General features: G+C 72.1%; 24 protein-coding genes and 1 pseudogene. 13 read left to right on the top strand and 12 right to left on the bottom strand.

Annotated features, from left to right (window positions below):
- The first annotated feature begins 30 nt into the window (after window positions 1-30).
- Genes ABZ659_RS08005 through ABZ659_RS07985 form a run of 5 tightly spaced genes read left to right on the top strand, consistent with a single transcriptional unit; the run spans window position 31 to window position 5,596 of the window.
- The gene (locus ABZ659_RS08005) at window positions 31-2,811 is read left to right on the top strand and encodes a nitrate- and nitrite sensing domain-containing protein (RefSeq protein WP_360214703.1); all 2,781 of its coding nucleotides are present in this window, start codon (window positions 31-33) and stop codon (window positions 2,809-2,811) included.
- Entirely contained in the window at window positions 2,808-3,314 is a 507-nt protein-coding gene (locus tag ABZ659_RS08000; RefSeq protein WP_360214701.1) for a roadblock/LC7 domain-containing protein, read from the top strand. Before ABZ659_RS08005 ends, ABZ659_RS08000 begins: the two co-directional genes overlap by 4 nt.
- A complete protein-coding gene (locus ABZ659_RS07995) occupies window positions 3,311-3,736 on the top strand; it encodes a DUF742 domain-containing protein (RefSeq protein WP_360214699.1) in 426 nt (141 codons plus the stop codon). Before ABZ659_RS08000 ends, ABZ659_RS07995 begins: the two co-directional genes overlap by 4 nt.
- Window positions 3,717-4,328: an ATP/GTP-binding protein gene (locus ABZ659_RS07990; RefSeq protein ID WP_360214697.1), complete on the top strand. Its 612-nt coding sequence runs from the start codon at window positions 3,717-3,719 to the stop codon at window positions 4,326-4,328. Before ABZ659_RS07995 ends, ABZ659_RS07990 begins: the two co-directional genes overlap by 20 nt.
- A 14-nt stretch (window positions 4,329-4,342) precedes the next feature.
- Entirely contained in the window at window positions 4,343-5,596 is a 1,254-nt protein-coding gene (locus tag ABZ659_RS07985; RefSeq protein ID WP_360214695.1) for a styrene monooxygenase/indole monooxygenase family protein, read from the top strand.
- A gap of 86 nt (window positions 5,597-5,682) precedes the next feature.
- Here the strand turns inward: ABZ659_RS07985 and ABZ659_RS07980 are convergent.
- From ABZ659_RS07980 to ABZ659_RS07965, 4 genes and pseudogenes are all read right to left on the bottom strand, one after another.
- Window positions 5,683-6,279 (bottom strand): annotated as a pseudogene (locus ABZ659_RS07980) (hypothetical protein); the annotation flags it as partial.
- A 104-nt stretch (window positions 6,280-6,383) separates the two neighbouring features.
- A complete protein-coding gene (locus ABZ659_RS07975; protein WP_360214693.1) occupies window positions 6,384-6,713 on the bottom strand; it encodes a hypothetical protein in 330 nt (109 codons plus the stop codon).
- 33 nt (window positions 6,714-6,746) lie between these two features.
- Complete coding sequence (locus ABZ659_RS07970; protein ID WP_360214691.1) at window positions 6,747-7,406, bottom strand: TetR/AcrR family transcriptional regulator; 660 nt, start codon at window positions 7,404-7,406, stop codon at window positions 6,747-6,749.
- Window positions 7,407-7,491: 85 nt separating this feature from the next.
- Complete coding sequence (locus ABZ659_RS07965; RefSeq protein WP_360214689.1) at window positions 7,492-8,430, bottom strand: diiron oxygenase; 939 nt, start codon at window positions 8,428-8,430, stop codon at window positions 7,492-7,494.
- Window positions 8,431-8,588: 158 nt separating this feature from the next.
- On the opposite strand from ABZ659_RS07965, the gene ABZ659_RS07960 reads away from it, so the two are divergent.
- Window positions 8,589-9,716: a ferritin-like domain-containing protein gene (locus tag ABZ659_RS07960; protein ID WP_360214687.1), complete on the top strand. Its 1,128-nt coding sequence runs from the start codon at window positions 8,589-8,591 to the stop codon at window positions 9,714-9,716.
- A gap of 110 nt (window positions 9,717-9,826) precedes the next feature.
- On the opposite strand, the gene ABZ659_RS07955 is transcribed toward ABZ659_RS07960, so the two are convergent.
- The 6 genes from ABZ659_RS07955 to ABZ659_RS07930 all read right to left on the bottom strand — a co-directional run bounded on the left by ABZ659_RS07955 (window position 9,827) and on the right by ABZ659_RS07930 (window position 16,076).
- The gene (locus ABZ659_RS07955; protein WP_360215078.1) at window positions 9,827-11,287 is read right to left on the bottom strand and encodes a penicillin-binding transpeptidase domain-containing protein; all 1,461 of its coding nucleotides are present in this window, start codon (window positions 11,285-11,287) and stop codon (window positions 9,827-9,829) included.
- A gap of 44 nt (window positions 11,288-11,331) precedes the next feature.
- On the bottom strand, window positions 11,332-12,768 hold the full coding sequence (locus tag ABZ659_RS07950) for an FtsW/RodA/SpoVE family cell cycle protein (RefSeq protein WP_360214685.1): 1,437 nt from the start codon (window positions 12,766-12,768) through the stop codon (window positions 11,332-11,334).
- A gap of 41 nt (window positions 12,769-12,809) precedes the next feature.
- Window positions 12,810-13,256 (bottom strand): SH3 domain-containing protein, encoded by a 447-nt coding sequence (locus tag ABZ659_RS07945; protein WP_360214683.1) that lies wholly within the window; start codon window positions 13,254-13,256, stop codon window positions 12,810-12,812.
- Between the two features lie 69 nt (window positions 13,257-13,325).
- Window positions 13,326-14,621: an ATP-binding protein gene (locus tag ABZ659_RS07940; protein WP_360214681.1), complete on the bottom strand. Its 1,296-nt coding sequence runs from the start codon at window positions 14,619-14,621 to the stop codon at window positions 13,326-13,328.
- Window positions 14,618-15,451 (bottom strand): hypothetical protein, encoded by an 834-nt coding sequence (locus ABZ659_RS07935; protein WP_360215075.1) that lies wholly within the window; start codon window positions 15,449-15,451, stop codon window positions 14,618-14,620. Before ABZ659_RS07935 ends, ABZ659_RS07940 begins: the two co-directional genes overlap by 4 nt.
- Before the next feature lie 118 nt (window positions 15,452-15,569).
- Window positions 15,570-16,076: a dual specificity protein phosphatase family protein gene (locus ABZ659_RS07930; protein ID WP_360214679.1), complete on the bottom strand. Its 507-nt coding sequence runs from the start codon at window positions 16,074-16,076 to the stop codon at window positions 15,570-15,572.
- 99 nt (window positions 16,077-16,175) lie between these two features.
- Between ABZ659_RS07930 and ABZ659_RS07925 the strand changes: the two genes are divergently transcribed.
- The gene (locus ABZ659_RS07925; protein WP_360214677.1) at window positions 16,176-16,988 is read left to right on the top strand and encodes a nuclease-related domain-containing protein; all 813 of its coding nucleotides are present in this window, start codon (window positions 16,176-16,178) and stop codon (window positions 16,986-16,988) included.
- Between the two features lie 24 nt (window positions 16,989-17,012).
- On the opposite strand, the gene ligD is transcribed toward ABZ659_RS07925, so the two are convergent.
- On the bottom strand, window positions 17,013-17,894 hold the full coding sequence (ligD, locus tag ABZ659_RS07920; protein WP_360214675.1) for a non-homologous end-joining DNA ligase: 882 nt from the start codon (window positions 17,892-17,894) through the stop codon (window positions 17,013-17,015).
- Window positions 17,895-17,955: 61 nt separating this feature from the next.
- Between ligD and ABZ659_RS07915 the strand changes: the two genes are divergently transcribed.
- From ABZ659_RS07915 to ABZ659_RS07905, 3 genes are all read left to right on the top strand, one after another.
- On the top strand, window positions 17,956-18,981 hold the full coding sequence (locus ABZ659_RS07915; protein WP_360215072.1) for a Ku protein: 1,026 nt from the start codon (window positions 17,956-17,958) through the stop codon (window positions 18,979-18,981).
- 67 nt (window positions 18,982-19,048) lie between these two features.
- Window positions 19,049-19,546 (top strand): DUF4396 domain-containing protein, encoded by a 498-nt coding sequence (locus ABZ659_RS07910; RefSeq protein ID WP_360214673.1) that lies wholly within the window; start codon window positions 19,049-19,051, stop codon window positions 19,544-19,546.
- A gap of 103 nt (window positions 19,547-19,649) precedes the next feature.
- Window positions 19,650-21,134 carry a penicillin-binding transpeptidase domain-containing protein gene (locus ABZ659_RS07905; protein WP_360214671.1) on the top strand — a complete coding sequence of 495 codons (1,485 nt, stop codon included), beginning with the start codon at window positions 19,650-19,652 and terminating at the stop codon, window positions 21,132-21,134.
- Window positions 21,135-21,180: 46 nt separating this feature from the next.
- Here the strand turns inward: ABZ659_RS07905 and ABZ659_RS07900 are convergent, their stop codons facing one another.
- Window positions 21,181-21,597, bottom strand: a complete 417-nt coding sequence (locus ABZ659_RS07900; protein WP_360214669.1) for a MerR family transcriptional regulator — start codon at window positions 21,595-21,597, stop codon at window positions 21,181-21,183.
- A 169-nt stretch (window positions 21,598-21,766) separates the two neighbouring features.
- Here ABZ659_RS07900 and ABZ659_RS07895 point away from each other — a divergent pair, with 169 nt between their 5' ends.
- The 3 genes from ABZ659_RS07895 to ABZ659_RS07885 all read left to right on the top strand — a co-directional run bounded on the left by ABZ659_RS07895 (window position 21,767) and on the right by ABZ659_RS07885 (window position 24,634).
- Window positions 21,767-23,269 carry a SulP family inorganic anion transporter gene (locus tag ABZ659_RS07895; RefSeq protein ID WP_360214667.1) on the top strand — a complete coding sequence of 501 codons (1,503 nt, stop codon included), beginning with the start codon at window positions 21,767-21,769 and terminating at the stop codon, window positions 23,267-23,269.
- 109 nt (window positions 23,270-23,378) lie between these two features.
- Window positions 23,379-23,735, top strand: coding sequence for a hypothetical protein (locus ABZ659_RS07890; RefSeq protein ID WP_360214665.1), 357 nt, complete (start codon window positions 23,379-23,381; stop codon window positions 23,733-23,735).
- 86 nt (window positions 23,736-23,821) lie between these two features.
- Window positions 23,822-24,634, top strand: coding sequence for an RNA-guided endonuclease TnpB family protein (locus tag ABZ659_RS07885; protein WP_360214663.1), 813 nt, complete (start codon window positions 23,822-23,824; stop codon window positions 24,632-24,634).
- The last annotated feature ends 220 nt before the right edge of the window (window positions 24,635-24,854 follow it).

The raw sequence follows: 24,854 nt of genomic DNA, 5'->3' as shown, positions 1-24,854 counted from the left end.
TGGGTACACGAGTCAGGAATGCGAGCACCGGTGCAGAAGACGCGGCCTCGGCGCACAGGCAAGCAGACGGCCTCGGAAGGGGGCGCGGAGCAGCCCTCCGTCGGCACGTCCGTCGGCACGTCCGTCGGCACCTCCGCCGACACCCCCGTCGGCAGGGGCCGTCCCACGCACGTACGCAACCGGCTGATCGTGGCCGCGGCCGTGGTGGCCGCCGCCATCGCCGGAGCGGGCGCGCCCTCCGTGATCGCCGCCTCCGGCGAACTGAACGACTCCCAGGAGCTGGTGACGCTCGCCGAGCAGACCAGGGACGCGCTCATGCTGGCCCACGCGCTGGCCGACGAGCGCGACGAGGTCACCTCCTACGTCGCCGCCGGGCGCCCCAAGTCCAAGGCGCCCGCGGAGGAACGCAGCGCCCGCGTGGACCGGCAGGTGGAGGAGCTGCGCACCGACGCCGACACCCCCGCCGCGCTCCGCGCCGACCTGGAGGACATCGCCGCCGTCCGCAGGGCGGCCCTCACCGGCAAGAGCAGCGCCCTCGAGGCGCACGAGGCGTACTCGGCGGCCATCACCGAACTCCACCGGCTCGCCGGGGAACTGGCCGAGCGGACCCCGCCGCGCGCGGGCTCCGGCGACCACGCCCTCGCCGAACTCGACTCCGCCGTCCAGCAGGCCGCCGCCGTCCGCGGACTGCTGCTCGCCGCGCTGAGCGTGCCGAGCACCACGGAGACCGTCTACGACCCGATCACCGGCCTGCCCTCCGAGACCACCGTCACCTCCGAGGACGACACCAAGCAGCGCGCCGCCCTCACCGCCGCCGCCCAGCAGGCCCGGCTGCGCTCCGACGCCGCCCTCGCCGACTTCCGCGCGGGCGCGCCCCAGGCCGCCAAGGTGTCGTACGACTCCACGGTCACGGGCCCCGAGGTCAACTCCGCCGAGAAGTACCTCGCCGACCTCACCGACCAGCCCACCCTCACCGACGGTGAACTCGGCACCGACCCCGGGAAGCTGGACGCCGCGCTCTCCGCCCGCGTCGACTCGATGCGCGGCGCCGAGTCCGCCCTCTACGACCGGCGCGCCAAGGACCTCGCCCAGCTGCGCGACGACGACGTCACCGCGCTGGAGATCCGGGTCGCCGTCCTCGGCGCGCTGATGCTGCTCGCCGTCGGTGTCGCCACCGCCATGGCCCGCACCCTCACCCGCCCGCTCGCCGTGCTGCGGATCGGCTCGGCGCGGCTCGCCGGCGCGGAGAACCCGCTCGCCGAGGAACCCGTCAGGTTCACCGGCCGCAACGACGAGTTCGCGCAGGTCGTCCGCTCGGTCAACGCCCTGCACGCGCACGCCGCAGCCCTCCACGAGCGCGTCAACACCCTGGAGTCCGACCGCAAGCACCTGGTCGGCCAGCGGCAGAGGATGGCCGACGCCCGCGAGGACCTGCGCTCCGAACTCGCCGACTCCGCCGCCCAGCTGGAGCGGCTGCGGGGCAGCATCGGCTCCACCTTCGTCAACCTCGCGCTGCGCACCCTGGGCCTGGTGGAGCGGCAGCTCGCCGTCATCGAGGGACTGGAGGAGCGCGAGCAGGACCCGGACCGGCTCGCCACCCTCTTCAAGCTCGACCACTTCGCCACCGTCATGCGGCGGCACAGCGAGAACCTGCTCGTCCTCGCCGGTACCGAACACGTCCAGCAGAGCGCCGGGCCGGTGCCGCTGGTCGACGTGATCCGCGCCGCGGTCAGCGAGATCGAGCGCTACGAGCGGGTGCGGATCGCCGCGCTGCCGCCGCACGCGCACATCGCCGGGTTCGCCGCGGACGACCTGTCCCACCTGCTCGCCGAACTCATGGAGAACGCCACCTCGTTCTCGCCGCCGGAGCTGGCCGTCGAGGTCTCCGGCTGGCTGCTGGAGAACGGCGAGGTGATGCTCTCCGTGCAGGACGAGGGCATCGGCATGACCGACGAGCGCATGAGCCGCCTCAACGCCCGGCTCGGCGACTTCGACCCGGACTCGCCGTACGACCACGAGGGCGAGGACGGCCTCGGGCTCGGCCTGTACGTCGTCGCCCGGCTCGCCCACCGGCACGGGGTGCGGGTGCAGCTGCGCGAGCAGAAGCAGGGCGGTGTCGCGGCGGTCGTCGTCCTGCCGGAGTCCCTGCTCACCTCCGGGTCCCCCGCCGCCCCCTCGTCCGACGCCACCGGCACCTTCAGCCTCCCCGGCGCCGACGCCGAGGCCAACTCCAACGTCCTGCCGGGCCGGACCGGCGGGGACGGCGACCCGCTGGTCGCGCTGGCCGAGAAGGCCGTACGGGAGCAGGGCGAAACGGCCGGTACGCGGGCCACGGACCGCACGGACACCGAACCGCCCGCCGAGCCGAACGCGCCCGAGCGGCCCGCCGAGACCACCATGGAACTCCTCCTCCCGGAGGCACCGGAGGCACCGGAGGCACCCGCCGAGCCCGAAGCCGAGCAAGAGCCCGAAGCAAGGAAAGCACCCCGAGAGCCCGATGCCGGGCATGAGCCCGACGCACCCGCGGCCGAACCCAGCCCCTACGCCATCGGCCCCGACGCACACGACCGCACCCCCGACGAGGGCGGCGAGCCGGTCACCGACAAGGGGCTGCCCAAGCGGACCCCGAAGATCACTTCCCCCGTCTCGGCCCCACGTCCGAGGTCGGGTTCCGTCGACGCCGACGCGCTCCGGCGCCGTCTGGGAGGTTTCCGTCGGGGGGCGGAGGCCGGACGGCGCGATGTGGAGGCCGAGATCAACGACCACGCTGAAAACGCCACGGGGGGCACAGTCGAGGAGGCAAGCAGTTGACCGCGCCCAGTACCTTCGGACTGAGCAGTGAAGCCCGCAACCTGCACTGGCTGCTGACCAACCTGGTCGAGGAGGTGCCCGGCCTCCTCTCGGTCGCGGTCGTCTCCTCCGACGGCCTGCTGCTGCTCTCCTCCGACCCGGGGCGGAACGAGGCGGCCCGCCAGCCCGCGGAGGGTCGGCCCGCCGGCCCGCGCGGCTCCGCCGCCGACCTGGCCACCATCGTCTCCGGCATCGGCAGCCTCACCGTGGGCGCCGCGAAGCTGATGGACTACGGCGGCGTCAAGCACTCCATGGTCGCGATGGAGGAGGGCAGCCTGTTCGTGATGTCGATCAGCGACGGCTCACTGCTCGGTGTGCACGGCTCCGCGGACTGCGACATGAGCGTGGTGGCGTACCACATGGCGCTCTTCGTCGGCCGCGCCGGACATGTGCTCACCCCGGAACTCCGCAGTGAGCTGCGTAAATCGCTGGAGTCCGCGGAGTCGACCGGGAGCGCCCGATGACCCACAGGCCCCATCTCCCCGTCCGCGGCGGTGACCGCAAACCCGCCCGCGTCCGCCCCTACTCGCTCACCGGCGGCCGTACCCGCTTCGGCCACGTGCTCCTCGTGGAGACCTTCGTCGGCGCCACGGAGGGCGTCGCGGAGCTGGAGGCCGGGCCGGAGCGCAGGGAGCTGACGAACGGCTCGCTCAGCACCCGGATCATGCCGGAGATGCGGGCCATCGTCGAACTCTGCCGCCGTATGCGTACGGTGGCCGAGATCGCCGCGCTGCTGAAGATGCCGCTCGGTGTCGTCCGCGTCCTCCTGAGCGATCTCGCGGACCAGGGAAAGATCCGTGTGTACGGCACCGGAACCGGTCACGGCACCGGCCGTCCGGACCGCGCTCTGCTCGAAAGGGTGCTGAGTGGACTCCGTCGTCTTTGAAGACACCGACGAGGACCTGAGGTCCTGGCAGACGGACCGCAGTCGCGCCCCCGTCGCCACGAAGATCGTGATCGCCGGCGGCTTCGGCGTCGGCAAGACCACGCTGGTGACCGCCGTCTCGGAGATCACGCCCCTCCAGACGGAGGCGCTGATGACCGAGGCGAGCGAGGAGACCGACGACCTCACCGCCACGCCCGGCAAGGTCAGCACCACCGTGGCCATGGACTTCGGCCGCATCACGCTCGACGACGACCTGGTGCTGTACCTGTTCGGCACGCCGGGCCAGCAGCGGTTCTGGTTCATGTGGGACGACCTGGTGCGCGGCGCGATCGGCGCCGTCGTCCTGGTCGACACCCGGCGGCTGAAGGACAGCTGGCCCGCCCTCGACTACTTCGAGAGCTGCGGACTGCCGTACGTCGTCGCGGTCAACCACTTCGACGGCAGTGAGCTGTTCGAGCCGGAGGACGTGCGGGAGGCGCTGACCATCCCGCGCCACATACCTGTCATGATCATGGATGCGCGTCGCCGGATCTCCGCGATCGAGACCCTGCTGGCCCTGGTGGGCCACGCGCTCGACGAAACCCCCGAGTAGGAGACGGACTTCGTATGCGGAAGATACTCGTCGTCGGAGCCGGGCAGTCCGGGCTCCAGCTCGCCCTCGGCCTCCAGTCCCACGGCTACGAGGTCACCCTCATGTCGAACCGGACGGCGGACGAGATCCGGTCAGGGCGGGTCATGTCGACGCAGTGCATGTTCGACACCGCCCTCCAGCACGAGCGTGACCTGGGCATCAACTTCTGGGAGTCCCAGGCCCCGAAGGTCGCGGGCCTCGGCGTCTCCGTCGCCGCGCCCGGCTCGCACGACCCGGGTCCGACCCAGCGCGCGATCGACTGGGTGGGCACGCTCGACGCGTACGCGCAGTCCGTGGACCAGCGGGTGAAGATGGCGGGCTGGATGGAGACCTTCGCCCAGCGCGGCGGCCAGCTCGTCATCCACGGCGCGGCGGTCGGCGACCTCGACTACTTCTCCCGCACCTACGACCTGGTGCTGGTCTCGGCGGGCAAGGGCGAACTCGTCCAGATGTTCGCCCGGGACCCCGAGCGCTCCCCCTACAGCGAGCCCATGCGCGCCCTCGCCGTCGCCTACGTGCACGGCCTCGGCCCGCGCCCCGAGCACCCCGACATGGAGGCCGTGCGCTGCGACCTGGTGCCCGGCGTCGGCGAGATGTTCATCATACCGACGCTGACCACCTCCGGCCGGGCCGACATCCTCTTCTGGGAGGGCATCCCCGGCGGCCCCCTCGACGTCTTCCGTGACGTGAAGGACCCGGCCGAGCACCTCTCCCTCACCCTGGAGCTGATGGAGAAGTTCCTGCCCTGGGAGTACGCGCGGGCCACCAAGGTCGAGCTGACCGACGCGGGCGGCACGCTGTCCGGACGGTACGCGCCCACCGTCCGCAACCCCGTCGGGCGGCTGCCCGGCGGCGGTCTGGTGCTGGGCGTGGCGGACGTCGTCGTCGCCAACGACCCGATCACCGGCCAGGGCTCCAACAGCGCCTCGAAGTGCGCGGCCAGCTACCTCGCCGCCATCCTGGAGCAGGGCGAGAAGCCGTTCGACGAGGACTGGATGCGGGCGACGTTCGACCGGTACTGGGAGACGGCGCGGCACGTCACGAAGTGGACCAACGCGATGCTGGCGCCGCCGCCGGAGCACGTGCTGAACCTGATCGGTGCGGCGGGGCAGCTCCCGGCGGTCGCCGACCGGTTCGTCAACGGGTTCAACAACCCGGCCGACTTCGAGTCGTACTTCTACGAGCCGTCGAAGGCGGAGGCGTATCTGGCGTCTGTCGCGGGCGCCTAGGCACCGCTGGGGGCGCGGGGGGTCGGTGGCTGCCCGTCGTGGGTGGTGGGTCGCGCGGTTCCCCGCGCCCCTTCCGCGGGTCCCGTCACGGCGTCGACCTGGGCCGGGGTGAGGGAGGCGAGGAGCTTCTCCACGTCGTTGAGGCGGGCGCGGACCTCGTCGCGCTGCCTCTTGTGCTGGCGGGCCAGGGTGAGTTGGCGGTCCAGGGCCTCGCGGGACTCGCGGGCGAGTTCGTGGGCCTTGTGCTCGGTGCCGGTGAGGCGGTTCAGCGTCCCGGCCCGGTGGCGTGCCAGGCGGCCGATCACATGGCCCTGGTCGAGCGCGTGCTGCGGGTCGCGGGCGAGCAGCAGCCGTACGTACGGGGAGAGGTCGCTGGTCGCCTGGTACTGCTGTCGGGCCAGGCGCCCCGCCGCGCCCCGGCTGTCCTGGAGGGCGAGGCGGGCGCGGGCCAGCGCGCCGTCCAGGCGGGCGACCTCGGCACGCTGGGCGCGCAGCCTGCGGTCCGTGGCGCGGTAGGTCGCGGTGGCCTTCTCGACCTGCCGGTACCGCTGCCGAAGGTCCGTCAGCAGGTCGGGAAGCGCGCGTGGTTCGGGCGCGGCGGTCGCGGGGGCGACCGTCAGGGTGGCGGCCTGGACCGCTACGGCCGCCACCGTGCACACCAGTCGTACGAGCCTGCCTGACACGCCCTCACCTCCGTTGCCCGGAGCGGCGTCTCCGCTCCGCACCGCGAGGATGAGCCCGGCGGGCGCGGTCCGCGCGGCGAGCGTGCGCGGGATGGCGTAACGGGTCACCCGTCGGCGTCGTCGGACGTGCCGCCCGGCGTGGCGTCGGGGCCGGGGGGCGCCGGGCGTGGTGTCGACCAGGGCCAGCGGACGCCGCCCGCGCCGCCCCGCGCCCCGGTGGGGTCGTAGGCGTACTTCCAGCGGTGGGTCAGGCCGGGGCGTCCGCCCTCGACGCGGGGCACCCGGCGGTAGACGAGCACCGTGGGCGGGCCGTCGTCCGGGGCGGGGACCGGGATGCGGTACGTCTTGGGCGGGTGCCCGGTGATGCCCAGCAGCACCGGCAGGACGCGACCGTCCATGGGCCCGCCCTCGAACGGGGTCTCTTCGCTCTTCACGGCACCAGTGTCGGTGATCGGGTGGCCGGTGCCTCAGCCGGCGGGCGCCGTGCCGAGGGCCGCCACCACCGCCGCCGTCTGGGGGTCGCGGGACGCGGTCACCGTGAGGACGGCCACGAACTGGTCCACGAGCCAGTCCCGCAGCTCGTCCGCGGGCGGCTGCTTCTCCTCGTCGAGCCAGATCAGGGACGCCGCCTCGACCGCGGTGATCCACATCCGGACGGTCATCCGCAGCCGGGGGCCCGGGTCGGTGACGTCGAGGTGGCGCATGATGTGCTCGGCGGCGGCCCGCCGCACGCCGTCGACGATGGCCGTCGTCCGGGAGGTCTCGACGACGCTGCCGCCCTGGAGCAGCGCGCTGAACCCGGCGTCGTGGCCGTCGACGAAGGCGAGGTACCGGTCGAGGGCGCGGTGCAGCCGGGGGAGCAGCGGGCCCTGCCTCGGCTCGTCGAAGCAGTTGCGCAGCTCCTCGGCGGCGGAGCGCAGGGCGGCCTCGTAGAGCTGCTGCTTGCCGCCGGGGAAGTACCGGTACACCAGGGGGCGGGAGACCCCGGCGACCTCCGCCACGTCGTCCAGCGAGACCTCTTCGGGCGCGCGGTGGGCGAAGAGGGTGAGGGCGGCGTCGAGGAGTTGGCTGCGACGTTCCTCGACGCTGAGACGACGGTAGGCGGGGGTGGCGGCCTGCTGGCTCATGACCAGCAGCGTAACCGCCCGCGGGGGCGGGCGGTCGGCGTCCGGGCGGCGGCTCATGTTTCCGGCCAGCGGTGGGGCGCGCCGGTCAGGCCAGCAGGCCCGAGGACCGCCACAGCCGTCGTCCGACGCCCCGCAGGACGCCGATGTCGTCGAGGAAGTCCGTCAGCCGCTTGGCGCCGGTCTGCATGATCTCCCGGCGGTGGCCGCTGGCCTTGACCTGGGCCATGGCCTCGCGCTTGTCGAGACCCACGTTGCTGTAGACCTCGGGGTTGACGAAGGCGACCGAGAAGACGCGGGCGAACTCGCCGGAGGTGACCCGGGTGAACTCCTGCGACCACTTCGGGGCGGTGACCATCTGGCGGCGCAGCTCCTCACGGGCGTACCGCACGTGCCGGGCCTCCTCGATGACGTGGATCCGCGTCACGCCGCGGATCAGCGGCTGGACGCGCTCGTCGGGGAAGGTCAGCCGCTGCATCCAGTCGAGGATCTCCTCGCCGAGCAGGGTGGCGGTGAAGGAGCCCGGGGTGGTGGAGATGGTCTTGAAGAGGCGGCCGAGCTGCTGGTGTGTCCGGTTGACCGGGTACCAGGGCGTCTCACCGCGGGATATCAGCCGGGCGAACATCTTGGAGTGGCGGCACTCGTCCTCGATCTCGGTGAGGGCGTAGCGGACGTGGGCGCTGGTGGCGGACTTGTCGTAGACGTGCCGGACCAGCAGCTGCATCAGGATGAGTTCGAACCAGATGCCGAGGGAGGCGAGCGCGGCGGCCTCGTGCTGGGAGAGCAGGATGCGCTGCTCCTCGCTCATCCGCCGCCACATCGGGGTGTCGTACAGGGAGACCAGCTCCGGGGGCCAGAACCACTTGCCCTCTTCGAAGGGGGCGTCCCAGTCGAGTTCCTCGTCCGGGTCGAAGGAGTGCTTCGCCGAGGACTCGAGCAGCCGTTCGGCCACCTGCTCGCGGTCCTTGAGCAGGCCGAGCGCGTCGCGCAGCCCTTCCAGCGCGTCGGCTTCCGTCAGGGTCGTCATGGCTGTCCACCTCGTCGTACGGGAGGGCATGGGAAAGGCAGGGAACCCCACGGGAGTTACCCGCGGGTCACCGTCTTATGAGACTGCTTGTCAGCAAGCTCGTCAATCCCCTGCGCGGCATCTTGTTGACTTGGCGTCTACGTGTGACCCTGCGAGACATGCCGACCTCAGACGTGTACGCCATGGACCCCGGAGAGCCCCACTGGCAGGTGCCCGCGACCGGCGCGGCGCGCTTCAGCTGGGAGGCCATGTTTCCCGGCCAGGAGAACGGCTCCGGCCGCGAACGTCTCCTCGCCCTCTACCAGAAGGGCAAGGACAAGCAGTGGGACGGCGCCAAGCGCATCGACTGGGACCTGGAGGTCGACCCCTACGACCCCCTCGGCACCCCCGACGAGGCGCTGGCGCTGCACGGCACCCCCTACTGGGCCAAGCTCAGCGAGAAGGACAAGAGCGAACTGCGCCGCCACTACGCCTCCTGGCAGTTCAGCCAGTTCCTGCACGGCGAGCAGGGCGCCATGGTCTGCGCCGCGCGGATCGTGGAGTCCGTCCCCGACCTGGACGCCAAGTTCTACTCGGCCACCCAGACGATGGACGAGGCCCGGCACGCCGAGATCTACGCCCGCTTCCTGCACGACAAGGTCGGGATGCTCTACCCGATCAACGACAACCTCCAGTCCCTGCTCGGCGACACCCTGCGCGACGCCCGCTGGGACATGCCCTACCTCGGGATGCAGGTCCTCATCGAGGGCCTCGCGCTGGCCGCCTTCGGCCTGATCCGCGACACCACCGACAAGCCGCTGCCCAAGCAGATCCTCGCCTACGTCATGCAGGACGAGGCCCGCCACGTCGCCTTCGGACGGATGGCCCTGCGCGACTACTACAAGCAGCTCTCCGACGCCGAACTGCGCGAACGCGAGGAGTTCGTCATCGAGGGCTGCTACCTGATGCGGGACCGGCTGCGCGGCGTCGAGGTGCTGGAGAACTTCGGCATCCCGACGGCCGAGGCGGAGGAGTACAGCGAGCAGTCCGAGTTCCTCGCCATGTTCCGCAAGCTGCTCTTCTCCCGCATCGTCCCCTGCGTCAAGGACATCGGCCTGTGGGGCAAGCGCCTCCAGCAGGCGTACGTCGACATGGGCGTCCTGGAGCTGGGCGACTCCAGCCTCGACCTGCTGATGCGCGAGGACGAGGAGATCGCCGAACGCCTGGACGCGGAACGGTTCGCGGCGGAGGAGCGGGAGCGCGTGGCGGAGGTGACGGAGGCGATAGCGGCGGGACGGGAGGGGTGACGCCGGTCACCGGCACCTGAGCACCGCCGCCATCACCGGGACCCGAGGACCGCCGCCATCACCGGGACCCGAGGACCGCCGCCATCACCGGGACCCGAGGACCGCCGCCATCACCGGGACCCGAGGACCGCCGCCATCACCGAGCGCGCGATCGGCGCCGCCACCCCGCCCCCGGTGATCTCCCGGCGCCGGGCCGACGCGTCCTCCACCACCACCGCGACCGCCACCGCGGGCTCCACCGCCCCGTCGGCCTGCGCCCAGGAGACGAACCAGGCGTACGGCGTGCCGGTGTTGCCCAGGCCGTGCTGGGCGGTGCCGGTCTTGCCGCCGACGGTGGCGCGGGGCAGGGCGGCGTTGCGGCCGGTGCCCCGGTCGACGACGTCCCGCATCAGTTCGCGCAGCTTGGCGGCCGTGGACGGCTTCATCACCTGCCGGGCGGGGCGCGGACCGGTCGCAGAGAGGGTCGTGCCGTGCGCCGTCACCCTCCGTTCCACCAGGTAGGGCGCACGCGACTGCCCGCCGCTCGCGACCGCACCCGCCACCACGGCCATCTGGAGCGGCGTCGCCCGGGTGTTGTACTGCCCGATGGACGACAGGGCCAGCTGCGCCCGGTCCACCGTGGTGTCGAAGGTGCTCGGCGCGACCGGGTAGGGGATGCGCAGCCCGGTGTCGTTGAAGCCGAACGCCTCGGCCTCGGCCGCCATCGCGCGCGCCCCCACGTCCACCCCCAGCTTGGCGAAGACCGTGTTGCACGACCAGGTGAACGCGTCCCGCAGCGAGACGTCCCGGCAGCCCTCCGACTCGTTGGTCAGCCGGGTCGTCGTGCCGGGCAGGGTGTACGGGGCGGGGGAGCGGGTCTTGGCGTCCAGATCCCTGATCACGCCCGCGTCCAGCGCCGCCGCCGCGGTGACCACCTTGAACGTCGAGCCCGGCGGGTACGTCCGCCGGGCCGCCCGGTTCAGCATCGGCTTGTCAGGATCCGCGTTCAGCCGGGCCCAGGCGCGCTTCACGGCCCCGTCGTTGCCCGACAGCAGGCCGGGATCGTACGACGGTGTGGAGACCAGGGCGAGGATCCGCCCGGTGGACGGTTCGACGGCGGCCACCGCGCCGGTGCGGTCGCCGAGGCCCCGGTACGCCGCCCGCTGCGCGGCCCGGTCCAGGGTGGTGACGACGTCGCCGCCGTCGCCGCGGGTGCGGGCCAGGTCGCTCCAGAGGGGCAGCGCGGACAGCATCGGGTCGGTGCCGGACAGCACCGGGTCCTCGGTGCGTTCGAGGAGCGTCTCGCCGTACCGCTGGGAGGCGAAGCCGGTGACGGGGGCGTACAACGGGCCGTCGGTGTACGTGCGTTCGTAGCGGAGCTGCTCGCCGGTGTCCTCCGACCCGGTGACCGCCCGGCCGCCCACCAGGATGTCGCCGCGCGGCTGGCCGTACCGGGCGATGGTGGGGCGCCGGTCGGCCGGGTTGACGTCCTCGCCGGCGGGCTGGACGACCTGGACGCGGGCGGCGTTGACGAGGAGGGCGGCCAGCAGCACGCCGCTGAAGACGGTGGTGTGCCGGATGCAGCGGGTCATCGCCCGCCGCTCGGCACCGCTCATCGGCCGCTCCCGTCTCCCGCTCACGCGACCACCCCGTGCCGGTTCCCGTCCCCGTGCGCCGCGTCGGGCGACACCTCGCGCCGTGGGTCGTAGTGCCGCCGCGCCGAGTGGCTGACGCGGATCAGCAGGGCGAGGATCGCCCAGTTGGTGACCACCGACGAACCGCCCTGCGCCAGGAACGGCATGGCCATCCCGGTCAGCGGGATCAGGGCGGTCACCCCGCCCGCGATGACGAAGACCTGGAGCGCCACGATCGAGGCGAGGCCCACCGCGAGGAGCCGTCCGAACGGGTCGCGCAGGGCGAGCCCGGCCCGCAGACCGCGCTCCACGAGGAGGCCGTAGAGCAGGAAGATCGCGGAGAGGCCCACCCAGCCCAGCTCCTCGCCCGCCGTCGCCAGGATGAAGTCGCTCTTGACGGCGAACCCGATCAGCACCGAGTGGCCGAGCCCGAGACCGGAGCCCAGCAGTCCGCCCGCCCGGAACGCGAACAGGGACTGGGCGAGCTGGCCCGGCCCCTGGCCCGCCTCGATCGACGCGTACGGGTGCAGCCAGTCCTGGATGCGCGTGGCGACATGCGGTTCGAGCCGCCCCACCGCCACCGCCCCGAGCAGCGCGAGCAGCAGCCCGACCGCGATCCAGCCGGTGCGGCCGGTGGCCACGTAGAGCAGGACGACGAAGAGCCCGAAGAACAGCAGCGAGGTGCCGAGGTCGCGCTCCACCACCAGCACGCCGACGCTGACCAGCCAGATCGCGACGACCGGCCCGAGCACCCGCCCGGTGGGCAGCTGGAGCCGCCAGATCCGGCGCCCGGTGTACGCCAGCGCGGTGCGGTTGGCGGACAGGTACGCGGCGAAGAACACCGCCAGCAGCACCTTCGCGAACTCGCCTGGCTGGATGGAGAACCCGGCCACCCGGATCCAGATGCGGGCGCCGTTGACCGCCGGGAACAGGATCGGCAGGGTGAGCAGCGCGAGAGCGGCGGCGACACAGACGTAGGCGTACCGCTGGAGCAGCCGGTGGTCGCGCAGGACCAGGACGACCAGGATGAACAGCGCCACCCCGAGCGTCGACCAGACCAGTTGGGCCGGGGCCGCCCGGTCCCCCGGCGTCTCCAGGTCCAGGCGGTAGATCAGCACCAGGCCGAGACCGTTGAGCAGCACCCCGATGGGCAGCAGCAGCGGGTCGGCGTAGGGGGCGCGCAGCCGTACCACGCCGTGCGCCAGCAGGGCGAGCACGCCGAGCCCGGCGCCGTAACCGGCGGCGCCGGGCGGGACGGCGCCGTGCCGGGCCAGCCCGACCTCGCAGTAGCCGTACACCGACAGCAGTACGGCGACGAGGACCAGGGCGAGTTCGATGCCACGGCGCCGGGGGAGACGTACGGCGGGCGGGGGAGGGCCCGCCGTGACGAGGGGTCCGGCCTGGGTGGTGCTGGCCTGGTTGGTTCCGGCCTGGTTCATGTCCGGAACTTACCTAAATACAACCGGTTGTGCCCGGTGGGTCAGCACCAGCGCGGCGCCGGGCCGATGTTGTCGATGTAGCGGGCCGCGCCCCAGGCCCAGGTGCCGTCCGTGAGCAGGTACCACAGCGGGTTGCCGTTGACGTTCTGGCCCACCGTCTTGCAGTAGATCTTGACGATCTCACCGCGGTGGGCGGTCCGGATGACCCGGCTGCCCCGGTTGGGCGCGCTGCGCAGCAGCAGCGTGCGGGCGGTGACGACGCCCTTGTAGAGGTGTGGCTTGTGGCCGCCGTGGTGGCCCGCGCTGTCGTGCCGCGGGTCGTACTGGTCGCTGACGACGGTGCCGCCGTCGCCGCCGAGGCCGTTGCCGCCGAGTTCCTCACCGCTCCAGTCGTCCCCGGCGACCGCGGGGGTGACCGCGGTGGCGGTGGCGAGGGCGCCGGCGGCGGTGGCTATGGCGAGGCGGGTGAGTGCGGAGCGCACGGACATGAGATACCTCCGTGAAGGGGGCGAAGTTGACTAATCGCCACATTAGGAGGGGTAACCGGACGCCGCCCGTCACACTGGGCCATCGGGGCGCGGCCCCCGGACCGGTGGCCGCCGGGGAAGCGTCAGCCGGGCCCGCGCTCCGCCGTCCGCCGGGTTGGCGAACTCCAGCCGGGCGCCCAGCACCTCCGCCTGGCCGAGCGCGATCGTCAGCCCGAGCCCGTGCCCCTTGGCGCCCCCGTCGCTACGGAACCGCTGCGGGCCGTGCGCCACCAGGTACTCCGGATAGCCGTCCCCGTGGTCCCGTACGGTGATGACCGGACCGTCCACCGTCAGCGTCACCGGCGGACGCCCGTGGTGGCGGGCGTTGGCGACCAGGTTCCCGAGCACCCGCTCCAGACGGCGCCGGTCGGTCTCCACCCGCGCGTCGCGCACCACCCGCACCTCCGTGCCGCCGCCCGCCGCGCGCACCACCCGGCGCGCCAGCGCGCCCAGCTCCTCGGTGTCCACCTCCAGGCGCTCCCGGCCGGTGTCCAGCCGGGAGATCTCCAGCAGGTCCTCGGTGAGGGTGCGCAGCGCCGCCACCCGGTCCCGCACCAGCTCGGTCGGGCGGCCCGGCGGCAGCAGCTCCGCCGCCGCGTGCAGACCGGTCAGCGGGGTGCGCAGCTCATGGGCGACGTCCGCGGTGAACCGCTGCTCGCTGAGCAGCTTGCCCTGCAACGAGGCGGCCATGGAGTCCAGCGCGGCGGCGACCGCGGCGACCTCGTCCCTCCCCCGCGGCTCCCGCGCCCGGTCGTCGCCGACGCGGGCGTCCAGGTAACCGGCGCTGATCCGGCGCGCGACCCGGGCCGTGGCGTCCAGACGCCGGGTCACCCGGGTCACCGCGAAGGCGCCCACCAGCAGCGTCGTCCCGATCGCGGGCACCGCGGACCAGAGGATCGCCCGGTCCAGGCCGTCGATGGTGCGGGCCTGCTCAGAGTAGTCGACCGCCACGGCGAGGGCCTGCCCGTCGCCCGCGGGGCCCGCCGCCCACATCGTGGGCCGACCGCGGTGCTCGGCGACCACCGTGCCGCGCTCCCCGCGCACCGCCAGCGCGCGCAGCGCGGGCGGCAGCCCCTCCGGGTCGATCCCGGCCCCCGGCGTCAGCGAGTCCCCGGCCTGGTACGCCCGCGCCGCCTCCGTCAGCCGGGACAGCGCCCGGTCACGGGCCTGGCCGACGGTCTGGTTGGTCACCGAGACGTGCACCAGGGCGCCGAGCAGGGCGGCGAGCCCGCAGCACATCACCGTGATGAAGACGGCCGCCTTACCGGCGAGGGTGCGGGTCCAGCGGGGGAGCGGCAGCCGCGTCCGGTGTGCGGCGCGCCTCATCGCGGGCTCGCGGGGGACGGGGGGTTGCCGGAAGGCAGGTGGCTCGCGGGAGGCGTGGGGTTCCCGGAAGGCACGGGGTTCCCGGAGGACGCGGGGCTTCCGGAAGACGTGGGGCTCCCGGGGGGAGTGCGTCCGGGCCGGGTGGAGCGTTGCGGCCGGGGCAGGTGCTGGCCGTCGTCCGTGCGCAGCATCTCGTCGTGGGTGAGCAGCATCGCCCGCTGGTCCGCGGCCCAGGTCCACTGGAGCCGGTACTCGTACCCCGCGACCTCCGACGGCGCCCGGATGATCACCGACCGGTCGGCCAGCTCGACCCCGCTCACGGCGTCCTCGTAGGCCATGATCCGCGTCAGCCGGTGCTCGTCCACGGTGTAGACGCGGACGGCGGTCAGCTTCGCCGGCGGCAGCCGGAAGCCCAGGGTCAGCTCCGGCCGCCCGTCGCCGGTGAGGTCCCGGTAGTAGGGCCGCAGGACGGGGCACCGGCCGCCCTCCCCGGCGTGCCCGCACCCCTCGACGCGGGGGGACGTGTCGCGGTACGGCGCCCGGGCGCCCGTGTAGTCGTCCGGGTGCGCGGCGATCTCCGCCCGTACCACCGCCACCGGATCCGCCTCCCGGATGTCGTCGCCGGGCACGGGCACGCCCCTGACGGCCTCCCGGTCGACCTCCCCGATGTCGAACGCCGGGCTCGACGCGGGCGTCAGGTCCGGCCACAGCCGGTCGGGGCTCACGGCGGTGGGCGTCCGCCCGTCCCGCACCAGACCGCCCGCGTCCCCGCACCCCGAGGCGACCGTCACCAGCAGGCAGACGGCGGCGACGGCGGCCGTGCGCCGCACGGCGGGACCGCGGCGGGGGCGGGTGGGCTGCACGGGGCGGGGCTCCTGGGGCGTGGTCACGGCTGGCCCGACACACCTTATGCGCGGCGGCCGACCCGCGCCGTGCGCCCGGCTCCCGCTACTCGGTCAGCTCCTCCAGCAGCCGCGCTGTCGGCAGACCGGCCCGCAGGTACTCCACGAACAGGTCGTTGTGCAGCGCCCACGGCGAGCGCCGGGCCCGGATCAGCCGTACCGCCTCCTCGGCGGACCGCCCCCGGCGGATCAGCGCGTGGGCGACCACGAGCCCGGAGCGGTTGTAGCCGTGGAAGCAGCGCACGAGCACCCGGCGGCCCTGGTCGAGCGCCGTGCAGACGGCCTCGGCGAGCCGGATCACGCCCGCCAGCTGGGTGCCGTCCAGCGGCCCGTCCGGGATCGGCCACACCTGGTGCTCGACGCCCGGGTCAGGACCGTGCTCGGGCAGCCGCAGCAGGCTCTGCACCAGGTCGAACTCGTCCCGGACGACCGCGAACTCCAGCCGCCCGGGCCCTCTCGCGAACTGGTGCCCGCCCATCCACAGCCCCGGCACGATCTCGTTCCACGGGCTGTCCGGAGCCGGAACCTCGTCTTCCTGACCGCGGGTACGCACCGGCGCCTCCCAACCGCACCACCCAACTCCTGACAAAGGTAGCCGGGTTCTTGCCCGCGCAGCACCCCGCCTGTTCCCATGGTCGTGGGGTGATGGTGCATGAGCGGAACAAGCGGCCTGCGCGTCATACCGGCCTGGCGGCACGGCCAGGAACGGCTCTACGTCTGTCGTACCGACGGCAGGAACCTCGCCTGGTACGACCGTGAGGCGGCCCGGGTGAACCTCCTCAGCGACGACCGCAGGGACGACGTACTCGAAGCCCTCGCCCCCTTCCTCACCGGCCAGGTCACCGTGGGCCCGCCGCCCCTGCCGACCTCCGCCGAGCTGGCCCGGCTCTCCCTGCACCCCGACGACGACCTGGCCCCCAACCGCCCCGGCGAGGCCCTCCTGGTCGCCCTCGACCGGGACCCCGGCCCCGCCCACAGGCTCCGCGCCGACCCACGGAGGCAGGCGCTGACCGCCGAGCAGACCGTGGGGGAGGCGCTGGACCGGATGGACGCGGCGGGCTGGCATGCCCTGCACTCCGTCCCGCTGCCCGGCGGCGACCGCGTCCACCACCTGCTGATCGGCCCCGGCGGACTCTTCGCCGTCCACACCCTGTACGCCCGTAAGCAGCGCGTCCGGATCGCCGACCCCATGGTCACGCCGGGCCGCCGTGAGCCGCGCCCGCTGCTGCGCCGGGTGCGCGCCGACGCCGCCCGCGCGTCCCACGCCCTGACCGCCGAGGTGCGTCCGGTGCTGGCCGTCGTCCAGCCCAGCGCCGTCACCTTCACCCTGCGGCCCCCCGAGGTCCGCGTCCTCACCGACGCCGACCTCGGCGCGCTGGCCCGACTGGGCGGCGTACTCAAGCCCGCCGACGTGGAGACCCTGCACGCGATGGCCCGGGACCGGGGGGTGTGGGCGGGGTTGTGAGAGGCGCGGCCCCTGTCCCCGCGCTCAGGGCAGCGGACCGGCGTGGTCCGGATCGAGCAGCGGGGCCAGCAGATCGCCGTGGTACCGCACCCGGGGCCCGAGGTCGGAGGCGGTGAACGCCAGCTGTCCGGGCGCCCCGCACTCCTCGACCTCCTCCCAGGTCACCGGCGCCGACACCAGCGGCTGGGGGCGGGCCCGCAGGGTGTAGGGGGCGGCCGTGGTCTTCCGCGCGGCGTTCTGGCTCCAGTCGACGAACACCTTCCCCGGCCGCAGGCTGCGCGTCATCCGGTGGACGACCAGCCGGGGCAGCGCCCGCTCCGCCTCGACCGCGAGCCCCTTGGCGTACTCCGTCACCCGTTCGGAGGAGGCCGAACGCACCTCCGCCAGCAGGTGCAGCCCCTTGGACCCCGAGGTCTTCGGGTACGCCTCGATCCCGTCCACCGCGAGCCGCTCCCGCAGCCACAGCGCGACCTCGCAGCACTCGACGACCGTCGCGGGTGAACCGGGGTCGAGGTCGAACACCAGCCGGTCGGCCTCACCGGGCGTGCCGACCAGCCACTGCGGGGTGTGGAACTCCGTGACCAGGTTGGCCGCCCACATCAGCGACGCCAGGTCCTGCACCAGCACCATCCGCGAGGGCCCCTCCACCCGGGGCACCTCGGCGGTCGTGACCCAGTCGGGCGTGCCCGGCGGCACGTTCTTGGCGAAGAACACCTGACCGTCGGGCCCGTCGGGGTAGCGCAGGAAGGACACCGGCCGGTCGCGCAGATGGGGCAGCAGGACCTCGGCGGCCGTCGCGTAGTAGTGCAGCACCTCGGCCTTGGTGAACCCGGTCGCCGGATACAGCACCTTCTCCAGGTTGCTCAGCGCGATCCGTCGCCCCTCCACGTCTGCGATGGGAGCCATACGATGAGAATCCCACGTACAGGTGACAACACACGCAAAGGACGCGAAAGGGGTGCTGCTCGTGCGGTCCATCTGGAACGGCGCCATCTCGTTCGGCCTGGTCAGCATCCCGATCAAGCTGGTGAACGCCACACAGAGCCACTCGATCTCGTTCCGCCAGATCCACACCGAGGACGGCGGCCGGATCCGCTACCGCAAGGTCTGCGAACTGGAGGAGCGCGAGGTCACCCAGTCGGAGATCGGCAAGGGCTACGAGGACGCGGACGGCACGATCATCCCGATCACCGACGACGACCTCGCCCACCTGCCGCTGCCGACCGCCAGGACCATCGAGATCGTCGCCTTCGTCCCGGCCGACCGGATCGACCCGCTCCAGATGGACGCCGCGTACTACCTCGCGGCGAGCGGAGCGCCCGCCGCCAAGCCGTACACCCTGCTGCGGGAGGCGCTCAAGCGCAGCAACCGGGTGGCCATCGCCAAGTTCGCGCTGCGCGGCCGGGAACGCCTCGGGATGCTCCGGGTGGTCGGTGACGCCATCGCCATGCACGGCCTGCTCTGGCCCGACGAGGTGCGCGCCCCGGAGGGCGTCGCCCCCGACACCGGCGTCACGGTCCGCGACCAGGAACTGGACCTCGCGGACGCCCTGATGGACACCCTCGGCGAGGTCGACCTCGCCGACCTGCACGACGAGTACCGGGAGGCCGTCGAGGAGGTCGTCGCCGCGAAGGCCGCCGGGGAGACGCCGCCCGAGGCGCCCGAGCCCGCGAAGGGCGGCAAGGTCCTCGACCTGATGGCCGCCCTGGAGAGCAGTGTCCGGGCGGCCCAGGAGTCCCGCGGCGAGGCGTCCGAGGCGGACGCCGAGGTCAGATCCCTCCCGCGGCGCAGCCGCCCGGAGCCCAAGGAGACGGGCGGCAAGAAGTCGACGTCCACCGCGAAGAGGACGGCGGCCAAGAAGACGGCGGCGAAGAAGGCGACCGCGAAGTCCACCGCGAAGAAGACACCCGCCAAGAAGGCGACCGGCACCAAGGCGGCGACCGGCAAGAAGACGGCCGCGAAGAAGACGTCCTCCCGGAAACGCTCGGCCTGACCGGGATCCCCACGCACACGACGAAACCCCTTGCCTGCATACCCCCAGGGGGTATACGGTCCCGTTCATGGACCACGCAGCGCACCACCACCACGACGCGGCACACGACCACACCACTCACGGAGCCGGGGGCGCCTCCTGGAGCATGGCGACGAAGGCCACGCTCCACTGCCTCACCGGCTGCGCCATCGGCGAGATCCTCGGCATGGTGATCGGCACGGCCCTGGGCTGGGGCAACGTACCGACGATGGTGCTCGCGATAGCCCTGGCGTTCGCCTTCGGCTACTCCCTCACCCTGTCCGCCGTCCTGCGCGCCGGTCTCGACCTCGGGGCCGCGATCAAGGTGGCGTTGGCCGCCGACACCGTCTCCATCGCCGTGATGGAGCTGGTCGACAACGCGATCGTCGCCGTCACCCCGGGCGCGATGGACGCCCAGCTCTCCGAGGGCCTGTTCTGGTACGCCCTGCTCGGCGGCTTCGTGGTGGCCTTCGCCCTCACCACCCCGGTCAACAAGTGGATGATCGGCCGCGGCAAGGGGCACGCCGTGGTCCACGCCTTCCACTGACCGGCGGGGCGGCCTTTGTGACACCCCTGTTTCACGGCACCGGTTGATCATGAGGCATCCTCGTAGGGACCGACCCGACCCACGCCCGAATAGGCGGTGACGCGTGAACAAGCCGCTGCGGCGCATAGCCATCTTCTGCGGTCTGCTCGTCCTGGCCCTGCTGGTCCGAGCCAACTGGCTCCAGTACGTGAACGCCGAGGACCTGGCGACGGACGACCGCAACCGGCGCGTACTGATCAACCAGTACGCGGTTCCCCGGGGTGACATCATCGTCGCCGGCAAGCCCGTCACCGGCTCCGCGAAGGTCAAGGGGTCCGACCTCCAGTACAAGCGCACGTACGTGGACGGCCCGATGTACGCCCCCGTCACCGGGTACGCCTCCCAGGCCGTCGGCATGACCCTGCTGGAGAGCACCTACGACAGCGTGCTCAGCGGGCAGGACGACCGGCTGGCGTTCGAACGGGTCACCGATGTCGTCACCGGCAAGGAACGCCGCGGCGGCGACATCATCACGACGATCGACCCCGGCGCCCAGAAGGCCGGTTACCAGGGGCTCACCGACCTCGGCGCCCGTGGCTCGGTGGTCGCCCTCGACCCGCGTACCGGCAAGGTCCTGGCCCTGGTCTCCACCCCGTCCGCGGACCCCGGCACCTTCGCGGGCAACTCGCTGAAGGAGGGCGAGCTGTTCGGGAAGCTCGCCGACGAGAAGAGCAAGCCGCTCGCCAACCGCGGGATGCGCGAGACCTTCCCGCCCGGCTCCACCTTCAAGATCCTCACCGCCGCGGCGGCCCTGGAGCACGGCGTGGTGACGGACGTCAACGCCCGCACCGACGCCGAGTCGCCCTACCAGCTCCCGCAGTCGAGCAACAAGATCGGCAGCCAGGCCGGTGACACGGTGTGCGACAAGGCGTCCATGAAGACGGCCATGCAGTACTCCTGCAACAACGTCTTCCTGGACGCGGCCCTGGAGGTCGGCGCCGACAGGATGCGCGAGACGGCCGAGAAGTTCGGCTTCAACGAGGACGTCTACTCCTCCGACTTCGGCGACCTGCGCGCCGTCAAGAGCCTCTACCCCGAGGGCCTCGACAAGCCCGGCACCGCGCTGACCGGTATGGGGCAGGGCAGCCTCACCAGCACCCCGATGCAGATGGCCATGGTCGCCGCGGCGATGGCCAACGACGGCAAGGTCATGCAGCCGTACATCGTCGACGAGGTGCGCACCCCGAACTCCGACACCCTGGAGAAGAACGAGCCCGAGGTGATGAGCGAGGCGGTCTCCTCCGGGACGGCCGCCAAGGTCCGGGAGATGATGGAGTTCACCGCGAGCGAGGGCAGCGCCAAGAGCGCCCTCATCGACGGCATCACGGTCGGCGGCAAGACCGGCACCGCCCAGCGCGGCGTGAACGTCCAGGACAAGGTGCCCTACGGCTGGTTCGTCTCGTACGGCATGAAGCCCGACGGCCAGTCGGTCGCCGTGGCCGTCTTCATCGACCCGACGGCGATGGACATCTCCCGCGACCAGATCTCCGGCGGCGGCCTGGCCGGCCCGATCGCGCGGAGCGTGATGCAGGCGGTGCTGGAGGACTGAGGCGGGGGCCGGGGACCGCTCGCCGTGTCCGCCCACCGGTCAGGGCTCAGGAAGCGGTGGACCGCACGTCCTCCCGCAACCGCTGCCGCAGGGTCCCGGCGAACTCCTCGGCCATCTCCAGCCGGGCCCGAAGGCTCTCACACCGCTCGTCGGCGACCCGCCGGTAGGAGTCCAGCCGCGCCCGCAACCTCTCACGCTCCTCACCCCCGGGCTTGTCCCCGGCGACGCCCAGCCGATCGGTGATCTCCAGGAGATCGCGCATCTCCTCAAGGGAGAAGTCGAGGGGCTTCATCCGCCGGATCACCATCAGCCGGTCGACGTCGGACTCGGTGTAGAGCCGGAACCCCCCCTTGCTGCGGGCGGAGGGAATGACGAGGCCGACTTCCTCGTAATGACGGATGGTGCGCAGCGACAGACCGGTCCGCTCGGCCACCTCACCGATCTGCATGTGCCCCTCGCTCATCGCCGCGCCTTCTCCTCGGCTCGATGTCACACTCTCCCCTCACGTAAGGGTAGAGTTTCTCCCTGGTGCCCCACGGCCCCCTGAAGTCTCCCTGAAGTCTCCCGGGCAATGATGCCCGGCGACCCGCACGCGGTCGCCCGCCACGTACGCCCGAACAGAGAAAGACCCCATGCCCTCACCGCTGCCCACGACGGCTTTCCGGCCGCGTCCGTCCCGCCCCGACTGGCTGGCCTCCCCGAAGGTATTCCGTACCGAGGTACTGGCGGGCCTGGTCGTCGCCCTGGCGCTGATCCCCGAGGCGATCTCCTTCTCGATCATCGCGGGCGTGGACCCCAGCGTCGGCCTGTTCGCGTCGTTCACCATGGCGGTGGTGATCTCGGTCGTCGGCGGCCGCAAGGCGATGATCTCCGCCGCGACCGGCGCGGTGGCCCTGGTCATCGCCCCCCTGAACCGCGAACACGGCCTCGGCTACCTGGTCGCCGCGGTCATCCTCGCGGGCGTCTTCCAGGTGGTCCTGGGCACCCTGGGCGTGGCGAGGCTCATGCGCTTCGTCCCCCGCTCGGTGATGGTCGGCTTCGTCAACGCCCTCGCCATCCTGATCTTCATGGCCCAGGTACCGGAACTACGGGACGTCCCGTGGCAGGTCTACCCCCTGGTGGTGGCGGGCCTGACCCTGATGGTCCTGTTCCCGAGGGTCACGAAGGTGATCCCGGCCCCCCTGGTGTCGATCATCACCCTCACCCTGGTCACGATCGCCGCCGGGATCGCCGTCCCCACGGTCGGCGACAAGGGCACCCTGCCCTCGTCCCTCCCGACCCCGGGCCTCCCGGACGTCCCTTTCACCACAGACACCCTGACCACGATCGCCCCCTACGCGCTGGCGATGGCGCTGGTGGGCCTGATGGAGTCCCTGATGACGGCCAAGCTGGTCGACGACATCACCGACACCCGCTCGGGCAAGACGCGGGAGTCCATCGGCCAGGGCATCGCCAACATCGTCACCGGCCTCTTCGGCGGCATGGGCGGCTGCGCCATGATCGGCCAGACGATGATCAACGTACGCGTCTCCGGCGCCCGCACCCGCCTCTCGACCTTCCTGGCGGGCGTCTTCCTGATGGTGCTGTGCATCGCGTTCGGCCCGGTGGTCTCCGACATCCCGATGGCGGCGCTGGTGGCGGTGATGGTGATGGTCTCGGCGGCGACGTTCGACTGGCACTCGATCACCCCGAAGACGCTGAAGCGGATGCCGCCGGGGGAGACCCTGGTCATGGCGTCGACGGTGGTCGTCGTGGTCGCCACCCACAACCTGGCCATCGGCGTGGTCGTGGGCTCGGTCACCGCGATGATCATCTTCGCCAGGCGCGTCGCCCACATGGCCAACGTCTCCAGCGTCCTCGACCCCGACGGCAACCAGATCGTCTACGCGGTCACCGGCGAACTCTTCTTCGCGTCGTCCAACGACCTGGTCTACCAGTTCGACTACAAGGCCGACCCGGACACCATCATCATCGACCTCTCGGCCACCCACATCTGGGACGCCTCGTCGGTAGCCGCCCTGGACGCCATCGAGACGAAGTACGCCCACCACGGCAAGAAGGTCACGTTCACGGGCCTGAACGCCCCCAGCGCGACGATGCACGACCGTCTGACGGGTCAACTGACGGGCCACTAACGGCTCCGAAGCCCTGCCGCACATCACCTCCAGCCACCGTCACGAACTCCTCCAGGGCATCCCGAGCCCGCGCCCCCCACGCCCTCAACTCGGCCCTGTCACCTGCCTTGTGCACGGAATCGGCCATGTCATAGGCACTCTTGGCGGCATCGACCACCACCTGCCCACTGGCGATGAGCTGCACCCGAAACAGCGCGTGCAGAGCGACCCCCCGAAGCCGGTACGCCTCGACCCGAGCCTCGAAGCGAGCGGGCCCGTCCGGATCCTCGTTCTTCCGATGCCACCGATCGTGCTGCCCCCGCCTGAACTCGGTCAGGGCCCCCGCGAAGTCACTGTAGGCAGCCATACGCTCGGCCCGAAGCTGCTGCTGAGCCATGAACACCTGATCCCGAGCAGCAGACCGCCGCTGGAACAGATGCGTCACGGCAACACCGAGCAACGTCCCCAGAACAGCGATCAGAGCTGACAGAACACCGGCCACGCCCCCAGGACATCACATCGCCCGAGACACCCGCACCTGATGTGACGTCACATGACAGTCAGCACGGCGGCATGATGACCAAGTACTCGCACACCCCAGGCATCGACCTCGGCGTGAAGACCCTCGCCGTGATGGCCGACAGCACGGGCGAGATCCGAACCGTCGCGAATCCCCGGCACTATGACGCCGGGCGCAGGCAACTGCGCCGCGCCTCGCGGACCGTGTCCCGCCGCCAGGGCCCCGACCGGCGCACCGGGCGCAAGCCGTCGAAGCGGTGGGAGAAGGTCAACGCCGCCCGCAACAAGGTGCATCACCGGGTCGCGAACCTTCGCGAAGACGCCCTCCACAAGCTCACCACGAGCGTGGCCGCCGAGTACGGCACCGTCGTGGTCGAGGACCCGGGCGTCGCCGGGATGCTCCGCAACCGGCGCCTGGCCCGCCAGATCGCCGACGCCGGGTTCGCAGAGATCCGCCGCCAGCTCGACTACAAGACCCGCCAGCGCCACGCCACCCGCATCATCGTGGCGAGCCGCTGGTACCCCTCCTCGAAGACCTGTTCCGGGTGCGGCGCGGTGAAAGCCAAGCTGCCGCTGCACGTTCGGACCTACCAGTGCGACCTGTGCGGCCTGGTCATCGACCGGGACGACGACGCCGCACTCAACCTCGCCGCCCTCGCGGCAGCCTGCATGACGGGTACCGCAGTGGCCGGAGACCAGGACACCACCGCGGTGGTGTCGAAGCCTCGTGGAGCCGACCAGAAGACCCGCGCCACCCGCCCCCGCCGCAAGGCGGAGGCGGGGCGGGCAGGTGGCGCAACCCCGCCGCACCAGCGGCAGGCAGAAACGAGAGGCCGTACTCAAGCCGAAGCCCTCACGCTTGGGTGACGAGACGGACCTTCCGGGCCGAAATGCCCGGGATGCTGAGACCTGACAACGGTCTCGGCAACGGGAAGGGGTCCCTGGCGACGGGGGACGCACCAGGGAACCGCCCCTGATCACCGCTTGCGCTTCACCTCGTCCTTGACGGCACGAATCGACCGCACAGCTTTGATCAACTTGTGCGACAGCCCTGGGACCTGATCGGCGAGGTAACCAAGAACGGTCA

It is taken from the genome of Streptomyces sp. NPDC006997 (genome assembly GCF_040635175.1).
GTDB lineage: Bacteria > Actinomycetota > Actinomycetes > Streptomycetales > Streptomycetaceae > Streptomyces.
This window is presented reverse-complemented; position numbering and strand designations above follow the sequence as displayed.